This is a genomic window from Pseudomonas sp. MNR3A (assembly GCF_009650575.1).
GTDB lineage: Bacteria > Pseudomonadota > Gammaproteobacteria > Pseudomonadales > Pseudomonadaceae > Aquipseudomonas > Aquipseudomonas machongensis.
Window position 1 is genome coordinate 177,581 of sequence record NZ_VZZS01000008.1, and the last position, 15,205, is coordinate 192,785.

Annotated in this window: 14 protein-coding genes; 8 read left to right on the forward strand and 6 right to left on the reverse strand. The window is 64.6% G+C overall.

The features are described from left to right. Complete coding sequence (locus F6X62_RS06225) at positions 1-2,244, reverse strand: ATP-binding protein (RefSeq protein WP_153772976.1); 2,244 nt, start codon at positions 2,242-2,244, stop codon at positions 1-3. A gap of 289 nt (positions 2,245-2,533) precedes the next feature. On the opposite strand from F6X62_RS06225, the gene F6X62_RS06230 reads away from it, so the two are divergent. The 7 genes from F6X62_RS06230 to F6X62_RS06260 all read left to right on the forward strand — a co-directional run bounded on the left by F6X62_RS06230 (position 2,534) and on the right by F6X62_RS06260 (position 8,890). After that, the gene (locus F6X62_RS06230) at positions 2,534-3,061 is read left to right on the forward strand and encodes a spore coat U domain-containing protein (protein WP_054894729.1); all 528 of its coding nucleotides are present in this window, start codon (positions 2,534-2,536) and stop codon (positions 3,059-3,061) included. A 33-nt stretch (positions 3,062-3,094) separates the two neighbouring features. Further along, entirely contained in the window at positions 3,095-3,628 is a 534-nt protein-coding gene (locus tag F6X62_RS06235) for a spore coat U domain-containing protein (protein ID WP_054894730.1), read from the forward strand. Between the two features lie 17 nt (positions 3,629-3,645). Then, a complete protein-coding gene (locus tag F6X62_RS06240) occupies positions 3,646-4,179 on the forward strand; it encodes a spore coat protein U domain-containing protein (RefSeq protein WP_054894731.1) in 534 nt (177 codons plus the stop codon). Positions 4,180-4,182: 3 nt separating this feature from the next. Beyond that, positions 4,183-4,686 carry a spore coat U domain-containing protein gene (locus F6X62_RS06245; RefSeq protein WP_153772977.1) on the forward strand — a complete coding sequence of 168 codons (504 nt, stop codon included), beginning with the start codon at positions 4,183-4,185 and terminating at the stop codon, positions 4,684-4,686. Positions 4,687-4,737: 51 nt separating this feature from the next. Next, the gene (locus F6X62_RS06250; RefSeq protein WP_153772978.1) at positions 4,738-5,517 is read left to right on the forward strand and encodes a molecular chaperone; all 780 of its coding nucleotides are present in this window, start codon (positions 4,738-4,740) and stop codon (positions 5,515-5,517) included. Between the two features lie 107 nt (positions 5,518-5,624). Beyond that, positions 5,625-7,922 carry a fimbria/pilus outer membrane usher protein gene (locus F6X62_RS06255; RefSeq protein WP_153773091.1) on the forward strand — a complete coding sequence of 766 codons (2,298 nt, stop codon included), beginning with the start codon at positions 5,625-5,627 and terminating at the stop codon, positions 7,920-7,922. Next, positions 7,919-8,890 (forward strand): spore coat U domain-containing protein, encoded by a 972-nt coding sequence (locus F6X62_RS06260; RefSeq protein WP_153772979.1) that lies wholly within the window; start codon positions 7,919-7,921, stop codon positions 8,888-8,890. The genes F6X62_RS06255 and F6X62_RS06260 overlap by 4 nt, the downstream gene beginning before the upstream one ends. 35 nt (positions 8,891-8,925) lie before the next feature. Here the strand turns inward: F6X62_RS06260 and F6X62_RS06265 are convergent, their stop codons facing one another. The 3 genes from F6X62_RS06265 to F6X62_RS06275 form a co-directional block, all read right to left on the reverse strand. Further along, positions 8,926-10,074, reverse strand: coding sequence for a M14-type cytosolic carboxypeptidase (locus F6X62_RS06265; protein WP_153772980.1), 1,149 nt, complete (start codon positions 10,072-10,074; stop codon positions 8,926-8,928). A gap of 106 nt (positions 10,075-10,180) precedes the next feature. Then, positions 10,181-10,696, reverse strand: coding sequence for a DUF4880 domain-containing protein (locus F6X62_RS06270; protein ID WP_153772981.1), 516 nt, complete (start codon positions 10,694-10,696; stop codon positions 10,181-10,183). 439 nt (positions 10,697-11,135) lie between these two features. Beyond that, positions 11,136-11,444, reverse strand: a complete 309-nt coding sequence (locus F6X62_RS06275) for a DUF6124 family protein (RefSeq protein ID WP_153772982.1) — start codon at positions 11,442-11,444, stop codon at positions 11,136-11,138. Between the two features lie 130 nt (positions 11,445-11,574). Here F6X62_RS06275 and F6X62_RS06280 point away from each other — a divergent pair, with 130 nt between their 5' ends. Then, positions 11,575-12,234 (forward strand): S24 family peptidase, encoded by a 660-nt coding sequence (locus F6X62_RS06280; RefSeq protein ID WP_234465131.1) that lies wholly within the window; start codon positions 11,575-11,577, stop codon positions 12,232-12,234. Positions 12,235-12,438: 204 nt separating this feature from the next. Here the strand turns inward: F6X62_RS06280 and F6X62_RS06285 are convergent, their stop codons facing one another. Next, positions 12,439-14,394 carry an acetyl/propionyl/methylcrotonyl-CoA carboxylase subunit alpha gene (locus F6X62_RS06285; protein ID WP_153772983.1) on the reverse strand — a complete coding sequence of 652 codons (1,956 nt, stop codon included), beginning with the start codon at positions 14,392-14,394 and terminating at the stop codon, positions 12,439-12,441. Further along, positions 14,391-15,203, reverse strand: a complete 813-nt coding sequence (locus F6X62_RS06290; RefSeq protein WP_054894741.1) for a gamma-carboxygeranoyl-CoA hydratase — start codon at positions 15,201-15,203, stop codon at positions 14,391-14,393. Before F6X62_RS06290 ends, F6X62_RS06285 begins: the two co-directional genes overlap by 4 nt. Positions 15,204-15,205 lie beyond the last annotated feature (2 nt).

The window sequence follows — 15,205 nt, forward strand, 5'->3', positions numbered from 1 at the left end:
TCAACGGATGACAGGCAGGGCGAAATGGAAGGTGGCACCCTTGTCGACCTCCCCCTCGGCCCAGACTTCGCCATCGTGCCGCTCGATGATGCGGCGCACGCTGGCAAGTCCGATGCCGGTGCCTTCGAAGTCTTCCATGCGGTGCAGACGCTGGAAGACGCCGAACAGCTTGCTGGCGTAGGTCATGTCGAAGCCCACGCCGTTGTCGCGCACGAAGATCTCGGTTCGGTCTGCGTGTTCGTGTGCACCGATCTCGATGCGTGCAGGCTCGCGCCCGCGGGTGTATTTGATCGCGTTGGCGATCAGGTTCTGCAGCACCAGATTGATGAAGGCAGGATCGGCGATCACCTTGGGCAGGCGCGCGATCTCCCAGACAATCTCGCGGCCGCTGTAATCCGGGGCGAATTCCAGGCGGATGTTGTCGACCAGCGCATTGAGGTCGACATCCGAAAGACGCAGGGCCGAGCGGCCCATCTGCGAGAAATTGAGCAGGTTGTCCACCAGTGTGCCGGCGAAATGGGCGGCCTCGCCGATGTGCTTGAGGAAACGCTGGCCGCGTTCGGACAGACCTTCGCCCTCGACTTCGCTGAGCAGTTCGGAGTAGCCGGCGATGTGCCGCAGTGGGGCGCGCAGATCGTGGGAGACGCTGTAGGAGAAGGCCTCGAGCTCTTTGTTCGAGCGCTGCAGTTCACCGCTAAGTTGCGCCAGTTCCTCGGCCTTGCGCAGCACGATGCCCAGCACAGCGGTGCGCAGTTCGGCCACGCCATCGATGACCAACGGGTCCCAGGCGGCGCAGAAGCCGCTGACCTCTTCCTGCCAGCTGTCGAAGCTGTGCCGTGGGCTGAGGTTGCCCTGGGCGCTGACCTCCTTGAGCGGTTGGCCGGCCCAGTTGACCGTGCGCACCTGCTCGGGACGGAACCACAGCAAATAGTGCGAATGAATCTGGGAGATGGCCACCGCCAGCACGCCGCCAGCGTGTTCGGCCAGGGCAGGCAGCTCGGGGATGTCGCGGCCCAGGTTGTCGCTGCTGAACACGCCATCGTCACCGCGTCTGGACAGCCATTGCACCAGTTCATTGACCAGCGCTTCGGGCGGCGCGTGGCCGATCAGGTCGCAACGTTCGGCGCTGATGATTGCGGCACCGCTGGCGCCGACGAAATCCAGCAGCACATCGGGCAGGCTGAGCAGCCCGTCGCTGACGCTGTCGTAGTCGGCCATGGCCGAAAGCATGTGGACGATACGTTGGCGCATGTCGAGCAGGGTGCGGGTCGCGCTGTGTGCCTCGTGGGCCTCGATCTGCAGCGACAGTACGCTGCCAAGCAGTTCGCAGGCGGCGCGGGTGCGAAAATCCAGGGCGCGCGGCTGTTGGTGGTGGCAGGACACCAGCCCCCAGAGCTTGCCATCGACCATGATCGACACCGACATCGACGCCAGCGTGCCCATGTTGCGCATGTACTGCAGGTGCACGGGCGAGACGCTGCGCAGGGCCGCGAAGCTCATGTCCAGAGGCTTGCCGGTGCGAGGGTTGTGGCTGGGAATCAAGGGCGAGGCCTGGTAGTTGGCATCCTCGATCAGGCGGATACGGTTGATCTTGTACAGTTCGCGAGCCTGGCGCGGAATGTCCGAGGCCGGGAAGCACAGGCCCAGGTAGCTCGGATAGCCGGGATCGGCCTCTTCGGCCAGCACCTGGCCGTTGCCCTCGGCATCGAAGCGGTAGGCCTTGACCCGACCGAAACCGGTGATGCGCTTGATCTGCAGCACCGACTGCTGGAGCAGTTCCTCGATGCTCGTGGCCTGGTGCAGGCTGCTGACGAAGGCGCGCACCAGCGGATAGTAGTCGTCGTGCTCACCCAGGGCGGCGGCCGGGCGACAGGGCTCGAACTCGGCAATCAGTACCTGGTCGTGGCGGTGGGCCAGCAGGCGCAGATTATCGGTACAGGGCGCACCTTCACGCAGTTTCACGTCGCCGATGTGGAAGGGAAAGATTTCGTCTTCGGGCAGGCGCGCGAACTTGCGACGGGCATCGAAACCGTGGTCCATCAGCTCGGGCAGGGTGCAGCCGATCAGCGCCGGGGTGGGGATGCCAAGCCAGCGCTGGGCGTTCTCGCTGGCCTGCAGGATACGCAGGTCCTGTTCGTCGAGTACCAGCAGAAAGCCGTGGGGCCGGATGCTGCCTGGAATCTGGATAGGCTCCTGGGCGCAGCGTTCCACGGCTTGATCGAAGGCGTTCTGGGCGGTGGTCAAGAAAAGCTCTCCCGTCGTGGCCGCAAGCGGTGGCCATAAGCGTCTGGCACAGGTCGTGCACTGTGCAAGGTATCAGAAAGTCAGCGTTTTCGCCGGGGTTATGGCCATTTGAGGGCTATTGCTCGGGGAGGTTCTACGTGAGATTGAAATTTGTATAAGTTCCCCACCTCAGGCCCTAGGGCGAGGCTTGGCCGAGGGCTGAGGAGTCGAGAAATTTCCCACGCGCTAGCAGGATCCAATCCTACTGCTACGCTCAGAACAGCACAGGGAACACTGGAAGGGATATTCGGTGACGGAGCGCTTGCTGGCCTCGCTGTTGGGCCTGTTGTTGAGTGGTAGTGCCGTAGCGGCGGATTTTCTCGTCGAAGTGCGGGTCCAGGTGCAGCGCGGCTGCATGCTGGTGAACCAACCGCGCGACGCGGGTGCGCAGGCCCTGGGTCGAATCGACCTGGGCAGTGCCGCGCGCCTGGACGGTCCTGATGCGCCACTGAGCGGCGTACTGCTTGCCCAACGCCCGCCACGCCTGGAATGCAATCCCGATACGCCGTATCAGGTCAGGGTCGATGGCGGCCAGCATGGTGGGGTAGGCGAGGTGCGTTATCTGGGCGGCAATGATCGGCAACTGCGCCCAATCCCTTATCGTCTCTATCGCGACGCTGCCTGGCGTGAGCCGCTGGCCGTAGACGTCGCACAATCGGCGCGGGTGCCGGACAGCGGCTCGGTGGAACTCCCGCTGTATGCCCGCATCGACCGTCTGGCCTGGGTACCGAAAGCCGGGCTGTATACCGACCTGCTCAAAGTCACGGTCACCTGGTAGGGAGCGGATCCACATGCACAAGGACGCGCCGACATGAACCGTACCTCATTGCTGCTGCTGACCCTCGGGCCCCTGTTGCTGCCCGGCACCTCGGCGCATGGCAGCACCACCGGGTTCATCCAGGCACGGCTGGTGATCAGCAGCGCCTGCCAGATCAGCAGCGACCAGCAACCGGCCACCCTTGGCAATCCCGGACTGATGGACTTCGGCGCACAGGGGCCGACCTGGGACGGGCCGTTGCGCACCCGTGTCGACGAGGCGGGCGGGCAGGGCAGCCTGCAGATCAGTTGCACGCCTCAGGTGCGTGCGTTCAGCGTGCGCATCGACGAAGGCCTCAATGGCGGTGGCGGCGTACGCCAACTGAGCAATGGCCGTGAGCTGATCCCTTATCAACTGGCCGTCGACCCTGCTGGCAACAGCCGCTACGGCATCGGCCAGGCCCGCACTTTCACCATCCAAGGCACCGAGCAGGTGCCCGTCCCGATCTACGGTGTGGTAGTCGCGCAGCCGCGCGCGCTGCCGGCCGGGCTGTACCGCGACACCCTTCGAGTAACCCTGGACTGGTAACACGCAAGGAGATTCCCATGGCAAGCACATCGATCCGCTGCATCCTCACCGCCCTGGGTCTTGCCCTGGCGGCCCAGGCCCAGGCGGCCACCGTGACCGGGACGATCAACTCGACCCTGACGTTGATCTCGGCCTGCCAGGTCAATGGCAGCGCCGGCACCTCCGGACTCAATTTCGGTAGCCTGAACTTCGGCACCCAGGATGCTCTGTTCACCACTGCCAATGGCCAGGTGCTCGGTGGCGGCGGCGGGGCCATGAGCATTCTCTGCTCGGCTGGCACCGTGCCGGCGATACGTGTGCGGGCCGGTGCCCACGACGGAGCCTCCAGCGGCGGGACGCGCGCGTTGGCCGATGGCGCTGGCAACTTCGTGCCGTACGACTTCTACACCGACACCGGTCGTACGCAACTGCTGGCCATCGACGGCACCATCACCCTGCCGACCAGCACGGGTGTCGCCCAGACCGTCAACCTGTACGGCCAGGCGCGCGGCAAGGCGGGCCTGCCGGCCGGGGTGTACACCGACACGGTCGCGGTCGAGCTGACCTTCTGACCCATGCGCGGTTGGTCCCACGCACTGCTGGCGGGCCTGTGGCTGGTGTGGACGCTGCCCTCGACGGCAGCGACCACCAGTACCTTCCAGGTCAGCGCGCAGATCACCGCAGGCTGCCTGGTGGTCGGCGGCGTGAGCGCCTACGGCGTACTCGATTTCGGCGCCCAGTCGGCGCTGTCCACCGCCACCCTGAGCACCGCGCTGGGCGGCACCACGGTGACCTTTCAATGTACGCCGGGCGTGGCCCTGAGCATGAGCCTCGATGGTGGGCAGAACAGTGCCAGCGGCACGCGCAATCTCAAGCGCAGTGGCGGCACGCAGTTGGTGGCCTACCAGCTGTTTCGCGATGCGGCGTTGAGCCAGGCCCTGACCATCGGTACCAGCGTGCCGGTGAGCTATAGCGATCCGACGGCGATCAAGTTGCCGGTGTATGGCCGCATCCAGTTGCCCGGCAATGTGCCGGCGGGGACCTACACCGATGTAGTGCAAGTGACAGTGACCTGGTGACGGTGATCCGCACGTTCAGGCACGGCTATCGACAAGACAGAGGAGAGCGGCATGGGGGCAGGAGCGAACACGGCGCGGAACATCATCATCGGGGCATTGCTACTGGCCAGCCTGCCGGTGGCAGCAGCGACGTCGGTGCTGATCTGGCCGATCGATCCGGTGCTCGAGGCCGACCAGAAGGCCGGCGCGCTATGGCTGGAGAACCGCGGTAGCGCGCCGGCCAGCCTGCAAGTGCGGGTGCTCGCCTGGCGTCAGGGCGATTATCAGGAGCAGTTCCAGGCGCAGCGCGAGATCATCGGCAGCCCCCCTGTGGCCAATATTCCGCCAGGTCAGAAGCAACTGATCCGGCTGACCCGCACGGGCACCTCGCCGGTGGGCCAGGAGCAAGCCTACCGGATCATCATCGACGAGATCCCCTCGCCAACTCCGCCCGATAGCAATACCGAAGGGCCGAAGGCAGCCATTCGCCTGCAGATGCGCTATTCGGTCCCGCTGTTCGTGTATGGCGAAGGCCTGTGGGGCAAGCCCGACCCCGAGGGCAAGCGTAGCGCCGAAGGTGTCGGCAAGCCTCAATTGAGCTGGCGTGCAGTGACGGTACAGGGCAAGCCGTATGTCGAGCTGCGCAACACCGGGCCGGTGCATGCGCGCCTCACCGATGTGGTGCTGCAGCAAGGAGGCCAGCAGAAACCGCTGGTCGAGGGTTTGCTGGGTTATGTGCTGCCGGGGGCCAGCATGCGCTGGCCGGCATCTGCCGCACTGGGCGCAAGCAGCGTGCTGAAGGGACGGGTCAATGGCCAGGAGGTGGCTCAGGCCATCAGCCAAGGGCAGTGACCTGCAAATGCGGGTAGTGGAGGGGCCAGGGAGGACCCGCCGATGGTTGGAAACCGTGTGTGAGTGGCTGGCGGCGAGCGGCGCGCCGGTGGTGGCTGAGTCTGGCGATGCTCGGGCCGGTGTTTGGCGTGGCCGACGATCTGCCGCCACCTCCGGCAGAGAGCACGGCGATTGCCGATGCCACCCTGTACCTGGATCTGTTGGTGAACCAGGTGCCCAAGGCTGAGCTGGTGCCGGTACAGCAGCGCGCTGGGCGACTGTATGTGGCCAGCGATGCGCTGCGTGCGGCGGGCATCCTGGTGCCGGGCGATCCTCAAGGCGAGGTGGCGCTGGAGGGTATCGCCGGCCTGCATGTGGACTACGACAGCCAAAACCAGCGCCTGCTGCTGCAGGTGCCGCCGGCCTGGCTGCCCGACCAGCAGTTCGGCGGGCGCAACCTGTACCCGGCCAGCGATGCGCGCAGCAGTTTCGGTGCCTTGCTCAACTACGATCTGTACCTGAACGACACCGATGATGCTGGCACCTATCTTGCCGCCTGGAACGAGCTGCGGGTGTTCGACAGTTGGGGCACCTTCTCCACCACCGGGCAGTGGCGTGAATCGTTCAACGGCGCGCCTAACAATCAGAGCCGCGAAGGTTTCCTGCGCTACGACACCACCTGGCGTTTCACCGACGAGCAGCGCCTGTTGACCTACGAGGCAGGCGATCTGGTCACCAGCGCCTTGCCCTGGAGCAGCTCAGTGCGGGTCGGCGGCTTGCAGGTGTCCCGCGACTTCGCCGCCCGCCCGGATCTGGTCACCTATCCGCTGCCGGCCTTTGCGGGTGAGGCGGCGGTACCCACTTCGCTGGACCTGTTCATCAACGGCTACAAGACCAGCACCACCGATCTGCAACCTGGGCCCTACACCCTCACCAACGTGCCGTTCATCAACGGTGCTGGCGAAGCCGTGGTGGTGACCACCGATGCGCTCGGGCGCCAGGTCTCGACGACCTTGCCGTTCTACGTGACCAGCAGCTTGCTGGCCGAGGGGCTGTCGGACTTTTCGGTGGCTGCCGGCAGCCTTCGTCGCGACTATGCCGTGAAGGATTTCGGCTACGGGCCGGCGGTTGCCTCGGCGAGCCTGCGCCATGGTGTGTCCGACTACTTCACCCTCGAGACCCATGCCGAAACGGCCGAGTCGATGATGCTCGGTGGCCTGGGGGGCAACCTGCGCCTGGGAACCTTCGGTGTGCTCAACGCCGCCGTGGCGCAGAGCCGTTTAGAGGGCGACACCGGGCAGCAGGTGGCCTTGGGTTACCAGTACAACAGCCGGCGTATCGGCTTCAACTACCAGCGGATCGAGCGGCATGGCGACTACGCCGACCTGACGTTGGTCGACAACCCCTACACCCGCCTGAGCACGCGTAGCGAGCAGGCGACCGTAAGCCTGAACCTGGATCGCTACGGCAGCGTCGGTGCTGGCTATTTCGACGTACGCGCAGGGGATGGCTCGCGCACGCGGCTGATCAACCTGAGCTGGAGCAAGCCGTTGTGGCGCAACAGCAGCCTGTACCTGTCGGCCAACCGCGATGTCGGTGACAGCCAGTGGGCGGTGCAGGCGCAGCTGGTGGTCCCGTTCGACACCCATGGCACCCTGGCCTTCAGCGCCGAGCGCAGCAAGGACGGCCAGGACCTGCAGCGGGTCAACTACAGCCGCGCAGTGCCGGTGGGTGGCGGTGTGGGGTACAACCTTGGCTATGCCAATGGTGGTGATCGCGGCGCCTATCGGCAGGCCGATGTCACCTGGCGCCTGCAATCCGTGCAGTTGCAGGCGGGGGTCTACGGCAGCAGCGACGAGATGACGCGCTGGGCCGATGCCAGCGGCTCGCTGGTGCTGATGGACTCGGGCATGTTCGCCGCCAACCGTATCGATGATGCTTTCGTGGTCGTCAGCACCAGTGGCTACGCCGATGTGCCGGTGCGCTACGAAAACCAGGTGGTCGGTCGCACCGACCGCAATGGTCGTCTGTTGGTGCCTTACAGCAGCGGCTACTACCGCGGCAAGTACGAGATCGACCCCATGGAGCTGCCCGCCGATGTGCTGGCATCGACGGTCGAGCAACGCGTCGCGGTGCGTCGGGGCAGTGGCTATCTGTTGGAGTTCCAGCTCAAGCGGGTGCTGGCAGCGAGCATCGTGCTGGTCGATGCCAACCAGCAGGAGCTCAAGCTGGGCAGTCGGGTCAGGGATATCCAGAGCGGCAGCGAGGCCGTGGTGGGCTGGGATGGCCTGGTCTACCTGGAGAACCTCTCGGCGCACAATCGCTTGCAGGTGGACGTTGCCGATGGCGGGCAGTGCCAGGTCGAGTTCGACCTGCCTGACGGGGAGGGGCCGATTCCGCTGATCGGCCCACTGGTGTGCCGATGAACGCCCTGGGCAGTGTTTTGCTGGGGGTCGGCCTGTGTGCCGTTTGCGCTCAGGCGTGGTCGGCCTGTTCGTTGGGGGCCACGGTGCCTGCGTCCTTCGGCACGATCAATTCGACGCTGGTGCGCACCACGGTGCAACCGGCTTCGACCACAAATGCCGGGCTGTCGTGCACCGGCTCGCTGTTGTCGCTGTTGACCAGCAGCGACCATTTCTACGCCACCATCACCTCCACCCGCACGGGCATGGTCGGGCCAACTGGCGACGTCATCCCCTATACGATCTACGCCAACAACACCACCAACTTTCCGATCAGCCGCGGCACCCGTTTCGATTTCGCGCCCAACGGCATCATCGACGCCCTGGGGCTGCTCAACGGGACCTCGCCCAAGTCGGTGCCGCTGTACCTGCGCACCGTGGTCGGTGCCAACGTTGCCGCAGGCGTCTACACCGAGACCCTGTCGATCTTCTGGGACTGGAACTATTGCTCAGGCATCGGTCTGGGCAATATCTGCCTGGGGCGGGACATCGGCAGCGGCACGCAGACCCTGACAGTGACACTGACCGTCAGCAACGACTGCCAGATCACCACCCCCAACATCAGTTTCGCCAGTGCGCCGGTGGTGGCCGGGTTCGCGACGGTGAACCAGAGCATCAACATCGCCTGTACCAAAGGCAGCAACTATACGGTCGGTCTGGACGATGGGCAGAATGTGTCGGCCGGGCGTCGGCGGATGAAGTCCACGGCGAACAACTACCTGGCGTACGACATCTTCAAGAGCGCCGGCACCGTGCGCTGGGGTTCGGTGGGCGCGGCCCGGCGCGCGAGCAGCGACGCCAACGTCAACCCTGGCGCCGGCACAGGTACCGGCAGCCAGGTGTTCAACTACAACGCCAAGGTCTATACCGACCAGGCGACGCCGCCTGCGGCGACCTACACAGACAGCGTGATTCTCGATGTGCAGTTCTGAGGTGCCCGGCGGGCGGGCCTGCGCGGTGCAGGTGATCAGCGCAGGTCCTTGACCATGCTTTCCAGCGTTTCCAGCACGGCGCCTGCCAGTGCCTTGGAGCGTGCGCCAGACCAGCCGCAGCGGGCATCGGGGTTGTCGTCGTGGTCCTTGAACGGCATTTCCAAGGTCAGCGACAAGCAGTCGTAAGTCTGCCCGACCGCATTGCAGGCCAGCGTCATGTTCGCTTGGCCAGGCTGGTCGCGGGTGTAGCCATGGACGGTCTGGAAGTCCTTGGTCACGCTGCACAGGGTGCTGCGAAACTGCTCCTCCAGCCTGGCGATGCGCGGTGTGTAGCCCGGGTTGCCTTCGCAGGCCGCGGTGAACACATGGGGGATTTCCTCGTCGCCGTGCACATCGATGAAGGCATCGACGCCCTGCAGTTTCATCTGGCTCTGGGCGAAGAACACTTCCGGGCTCAGCTCGACGCTCGCATCCTGCCAGGCGCGATTGAGGTCCTTGCCCTTGAAGTTGGTGCGCAGGTGGCCGAGAAAGGCGCCATCAGGGTTCATGTTGGGAATCAGGTACAGGTCAGCTTCGGCAAGCAGGCGCTGAAGCGTCGCATCGTTGCCTTCAAGACGGTCGATCACGCCTTCCATGAACCACTCGGCCATGTGCTCGCCGGGGTGCTGCTGGGCGATCAGCCACAGCTTGCGCTTTGCGCCTGCGCCTTTGCTGGCACGCAGCAGAGGAATGTCGCGGCCCTGGACGCTACGTCCACTGGCCAGCAACTCGACGCCGGGAATCTTCTGCGCGCGCTCGATCAACTGGTTGTGGCGTGCGCGCGGATAGGGCTCGAAGTAGGCGAACCAGGCCTCTGGCTGCTCGGCCGTGAAATCGAACGCCAGGGCTTTGCCGTCGAAGCTGCTGGGGACGCGGAACCAGTTCTGCTGGTCGTACGACGCCACGGCATGGTAGCCGTCCCAAGCGTTCTTGTAGGAGGACTCATGGGCGTTGTCGAGGCTGAAGCGGTGGGTCTGCCCCAGCGTCAGGCCGCTCACCTTGAAATGGAACCACTGGAAGTGGCTGCTATTGGTGTCGGGACGGATGGCCAGGCGCACCAGGCGCGGGTCACTGGCATCCAGTACCTGGATATTGCCGGAATCGAAATCGCAGTCGATCTGCAGTGGGGACAGCGTCACGGTCATTGCCAGACTCCTGTGGCTTTGTTGTGACGCTACTGTAGCTCAACGACAGGTGGGGTGTCTGTGCTGGCCCCTCACGCAACAAGCCCTCGCGCGCAGCGCTGGCGTATCAGCCGAGCAGGCCGAAGGCGATCAATGCGGCAACGCCCAGGCCGACGGCGATCGAACACCCACCCATCGAGAGTGCTGCGCGGCCATTGCGATATCCGCCATCCTGGCCCAACTGGCGGGCTGGAGCCAGCAGGCTGCGCCAGCGCAATTCGGTCTGCTCGAAGGCCTGCAGATGCTCTGGTGCGGCGTCCAGCCAGCGACGGAAGTCGATGCGTTCGCAGGTGGTCGCTTCCGGGCTTTGCAGGCGTACGTACCATTGCCCGGCAATGCTGGCCAGCGGTTCGCCACGCGGTAATGCGCTTTGCAGGGCCTGGAAGAGATGGCGCTCGACGGTCAGCAGGGGCAGGTCGAGACGGGCAGCAATGTCAGCGATGCCGAGCTGGTCGAGGCGGCTGAGCAGAAACACCTGCTGAACCCGGCGCGGCAAGCGCTTCAGGCCATGCAGCAGCGCGTCTTCGGTAGGCGTATGGACGACTTGTGGGCCATGCTCGAGGGGCAGCAGCAGACGGGTCATGGACGGCTCCTTGCGCGAGAAGAGGGGAGAGGGGGCATCCTCCCTGATGCGCAGGCAGCTTAATCTTAACGAGATTGATTCTCAAGTGCTGTTTGCGCAAAACGCTGTAACACGCATTCACGAATTGACACACCTTTGCTATCATCGCGGCCATTCAATGCGGTAACCCTTCTTCATTAGCCTGAAGAGCCAAAAAAAATGACCCGGCAAAAAGCCGGGTCAAAAACCGTGATTAGCCTGATGAGGAGATAATCTGAGCGCCCGACCTGAGGGCTCCAGGTTATCCAGCGGGTCTCGCGACCTGCTGAGTGCAATAATAATCGTTATCATTTACAAGTCAAATGATTTTTCTGTCCTCCAGAAAAATAATTTCCTGTGTGCTTCCTCTGTCCGGCAACCGGGCAATGTTCATTACCCGGCCATCACGTACTCCCGTCTCTCATAGCCCCTGTGGCGCTTGCCGTTGCTCCAGCATCGCGCGGGCCATGTTCACCATATGCATCAGTGCGAACAGCACCTCTCGGGTCGTGCCCTGTTGGTGGCTGCCGGTTTGCTGTGCCGTGGCGGCTGCGCAGCGCAACAAGGCCAAAGCGTGCGCGTTGGCCTGCTCGGGGGAGACCTCGTCGCGCAGCCGCCAGGGCACACTGTCGATGTTGGTGTGCGGTGGTGTTGGGTTGAGGTAGTAGTCGAGCGCGCGACGCGCGGCTTCGCCGTCCAAATCCTTTTCTGGATGTGTCATCGGTTTCATCCTGTTACCTGTTGAGCGTGATAGGGAAATCAGTACACTCGAATACTAATACGAAAAGTACTCATGACTATCAGATTAATAATACAATATGTGTATTGAGCGCTGATGGGCAGTCCGTATCGTGCGGGCGATGGAAAAATGGATCGCGCTGGTCAAGCAAAGGATGCGAGAGCTGGGGCTTTCGCAGGAGCAACTCGCCGAACGCGTTGGGGTGACCCAGGGCGGTGTTGGCCATTGGCTGCGCGGCACTCGCCAGCCGAAGGTGGGCATGATGAACCAGGTCTTGCAGGCCCTGGGCATGGCGCACCTGCATGTTTCGCTGCGCATGGTACGCATTGACCAACTGGCCGAACGCAATGGCACCTATGCGGCCGAGGCAGGCGGGGATGACGACGACCTGCAGCAGTACATCATGTGCTTTCGCTACCCCGTGCTGGCCTGGACCGAGCTCGACGGGCCGTGGCCCGAGGGTTGCATCGTCTATGAGCAGACCGACTATGCGGCGCTGGGCAAGGCCTTCTGGTTGCCGGTCGAAGGCGACCTGATGAGCGCAGCGACCGGCCCCAGCGTGCCCGAGCAGATGTTGGTGCTGGTGGATCCGGGCGTGCCGGCGGCGCCAGGCAAGCTGGTGATCGCCAGACAGAAGGGCACCTCGGCGATGTTCCGGCAACTGGTCGAGGATGGCGGGCAGCGGTACCTCAAACCGTTGAACCCGACCTACCCGAAGCTGCTGTGCGGCGAGGATTTCGAAGTGCTGGGCGTGGTGGTGAGGTCGCACGGGCGGCATTGATCCCGCCCGGTGTTCCTGCAGGGGCGGCACACGGCCTACAAGGGTTCAAAATCGGCCAGTCTCCTGTGGGAGCGGGTTTACCCGCGAAAAAGACACCGCGCTGCCTGGCACGGGCTACGCCCGTGTTCGCGGGTAAACCCGCTCCCACAGTGGATTGGGCTGACCTTTGGATTTTGAACAAGACAGTTTGCCCCTGCAGGGCCCTCAGCGCTCCTCCAGTTCCACCAGCACCGTCCCTTCGCTGACCATATCGCCCTCCTGGCAGAACAGCGCCTTCACTGTCCCCGCCTGCGGTGCACGAATACTGTGCTCCATCTTCATCGCCTCCAGCACTACCAGCGCTGTTCCGGCTTCCACCGTCTGGCCCGCTTCGACCAGCACGCGCACGATGCTGCCGTTCATGGGCGCGCCCAGACCGCCCTGATGGCTTTGGCTGGCCTCGGCGGCGGCAATCGGATCGAACGCCATGACCGCGTGCAGTTCGCCCGCCCATTGCAGGTACAGCACCCCTTCGCGACGAATGGCCAGGTAGCGCCGACGCAGGCCATCCTGATCCTGCACCAAGTGCTCGCCGAGCAGTTGGAATGCCGAGGGCGCGCTGTTCTGCAGCGCCACGGCCTGGTCCTGACCGTCGCATGAAAGATGCAGGCTGCTGCGAGCCGGCAGGCCCAGGCGCAAGCCATTGTTGTGGGCCCAGGGCGAGTCACCGTCGTCTGCGCGCCGCCGTGGTGAGCCGCTCTGCAGCCAGGCTTCGGCAGCGGCTTGCCAGAACATCGCCGGGCGCTCGCCCGTGGCGGGCAGCAGCACCTCGTGATGACGACCAATGAAGCCGGTGTCCAGTTCGGCGGCGGCGAAGGCCGGATGGGCGAGGATGCGCCGCAGGAAGGCAATATTGGTTTTCAAGCCGCCGATGGCGAACTCGTCGAGCATGGCCAGCAGGCGCAAACGCGCCTGTTCGCGATCCTGCCCCCAGGCGATCAGCTTGCCCAGCATCGGGTCGTAGAACGGCGAGATCACATCGCCCTCGCTGACCCCGCTGTCGACCCGACGCCCTTCGCCTGGCGCCGATTCGCGGTACAGCGTCAGGGTGCCGGTGGCCGGCAGGAAGTCATTGGCCGGATCTTCCGCATACAGCCGCACCTCGATGGCATGGCCGACCAGCGGCACCTGCTCCTGGGTGATCGGCAATGCCTCGCCGCAAGCCACACGGATCTGCCAGGCCACCAGGTCCAGCCCGGTGATCGCCTCGGTGACCGGGTGTTCGACCTGCAGGCGGGTGTTCATTTCCATGAAGAAGAACTCGCCGCGGGCATCGAGCAGGAACTCCACCGTGCCCGCACCGACATAACCGATGGCCTGGGCTGCGCGCACCGCAGCCTCGCCCATGGCTTGGCGCAGTTGCGCCGACAAGCCTGGAGCCGGAGCCTCTTCGACAACCTTCTGGTGGCGACGCTGGATCGAGCAGTCACGCTCGTTGAGATACAGGCAGTGGCCGTGTTGGTCGGCGAACACCTGGATTTCCACGTGCCGAGGCTTGAGCACGTACTTTTCCACCAACATCCGTGCATCGCCGAACGACGACTGCGCCTCGCGTTGTGCCGAGGCCAGAGCGTCGGCCAGGTCGCTCTCTTGCTCGACCACCTTCATGCCCTTGCCACCCCCGCCGGCACTGGCCTTGAGCAGCACCGGATAACCAATGCGCTCGGCAGCGGCACGGAAAGTCTCCAGGTCCTGGGCGTCACCGTGGTAGCCGGGCACCAGCGGCACCCCGGCAGCTTCCATCAGGGCCTTGGCCGCCGACTTGCTGCCCATGGCATCGATGGCGCTGGCCGGTGGGCCGAGGAAGATCAGCCCGGCCTGCTCGATGGCGCGGGCAAAGCCTGCGTTCTCGGAAAGAAAACCGTAGCCGGGATGAATCGCCTGTGCGCCGCTGGCCTTGGCTGCAGCGATCAGCTTGTCGATCACCAGGTAGCTGTCGGCGGCCTTGGTGCCGCCCAGGTCGACGCGGATATCGGCCTCGCGGCTGTGCCGGGCGTCACGGTCGGTGGCGCTGTGCACCGCGACGGTGGTCAGGCCCATGGCCTTGGCGGTGCGCATCACCCGGCAGGCGATCTCGCCGCGGTTGGCGACCAGCAGGGTGGTCAGCGTGGGGTGGCTCATGGGCGAGGTTCCTTGTCGACGGGCTGCCAGGCGGGGCGGCGTTTTTCCAGGAAGGCGCTCAGGCCCTCCTGGCCTTCGGGGCTGACGCGAATGCGGGCGATGGCGTTCTCGGTGTAACGACGCAGGGCAGGGCTCAGCTCGCCGTCGTCCACCTCGCGCAGCAGGTCCTTGGTGGCACGCAGGGCCTGCGGGCTGTTGAGCAGAAGGTTGTCGATCCAAGCCTGGACCTGGCTGTCCAGTTCGCTGGCGGGGTACACCTCGGCCAGCAGGCCCAGTTCGCGGGCGCGCGCACCGCTGAAGCGCTCGGCGGTCAAGGCATAGCGGCGTGCGGCGCGTTCACCGATGGCCTTGACCACGAACGGACTGATCACCGCCGGTGCCAGGCCGATGCGTACCTCCGAAAGACACAGCTGTGCATCCTCGGTGCCGATGGCCATGTCGCAGCAACTGATCAGGCCCAGCGCACCGCCGAATGCGGCGCCCTGGACCACTGCCAGGGTCGGCGTCTTCAGGCGATGCAACGCATACATCAACTCGCCCAGTTCATGGGCGTCGTCCAGGTTGGTATTGAAATCCAGCTGCGCCGACTGCTGCATCCAGGCCAGGTCAGCTCCGGCGCTGAAGTGCCGACCACGGCCACGCAGCAGCACGAAGCGCAGGCTGGCGTCTTCGCCCAGTTGGTCGATGGCAACGATCAGCTCGCGAATCATCTGGGCGTTGAAAGCGTTGTTCTTGTCTTCCCGGCTCAGCCACAGGGTGGCGAAGCCGCGAGGGTCCTTTATCACTTCAAGGGTGGCAAAATCGCTCATGG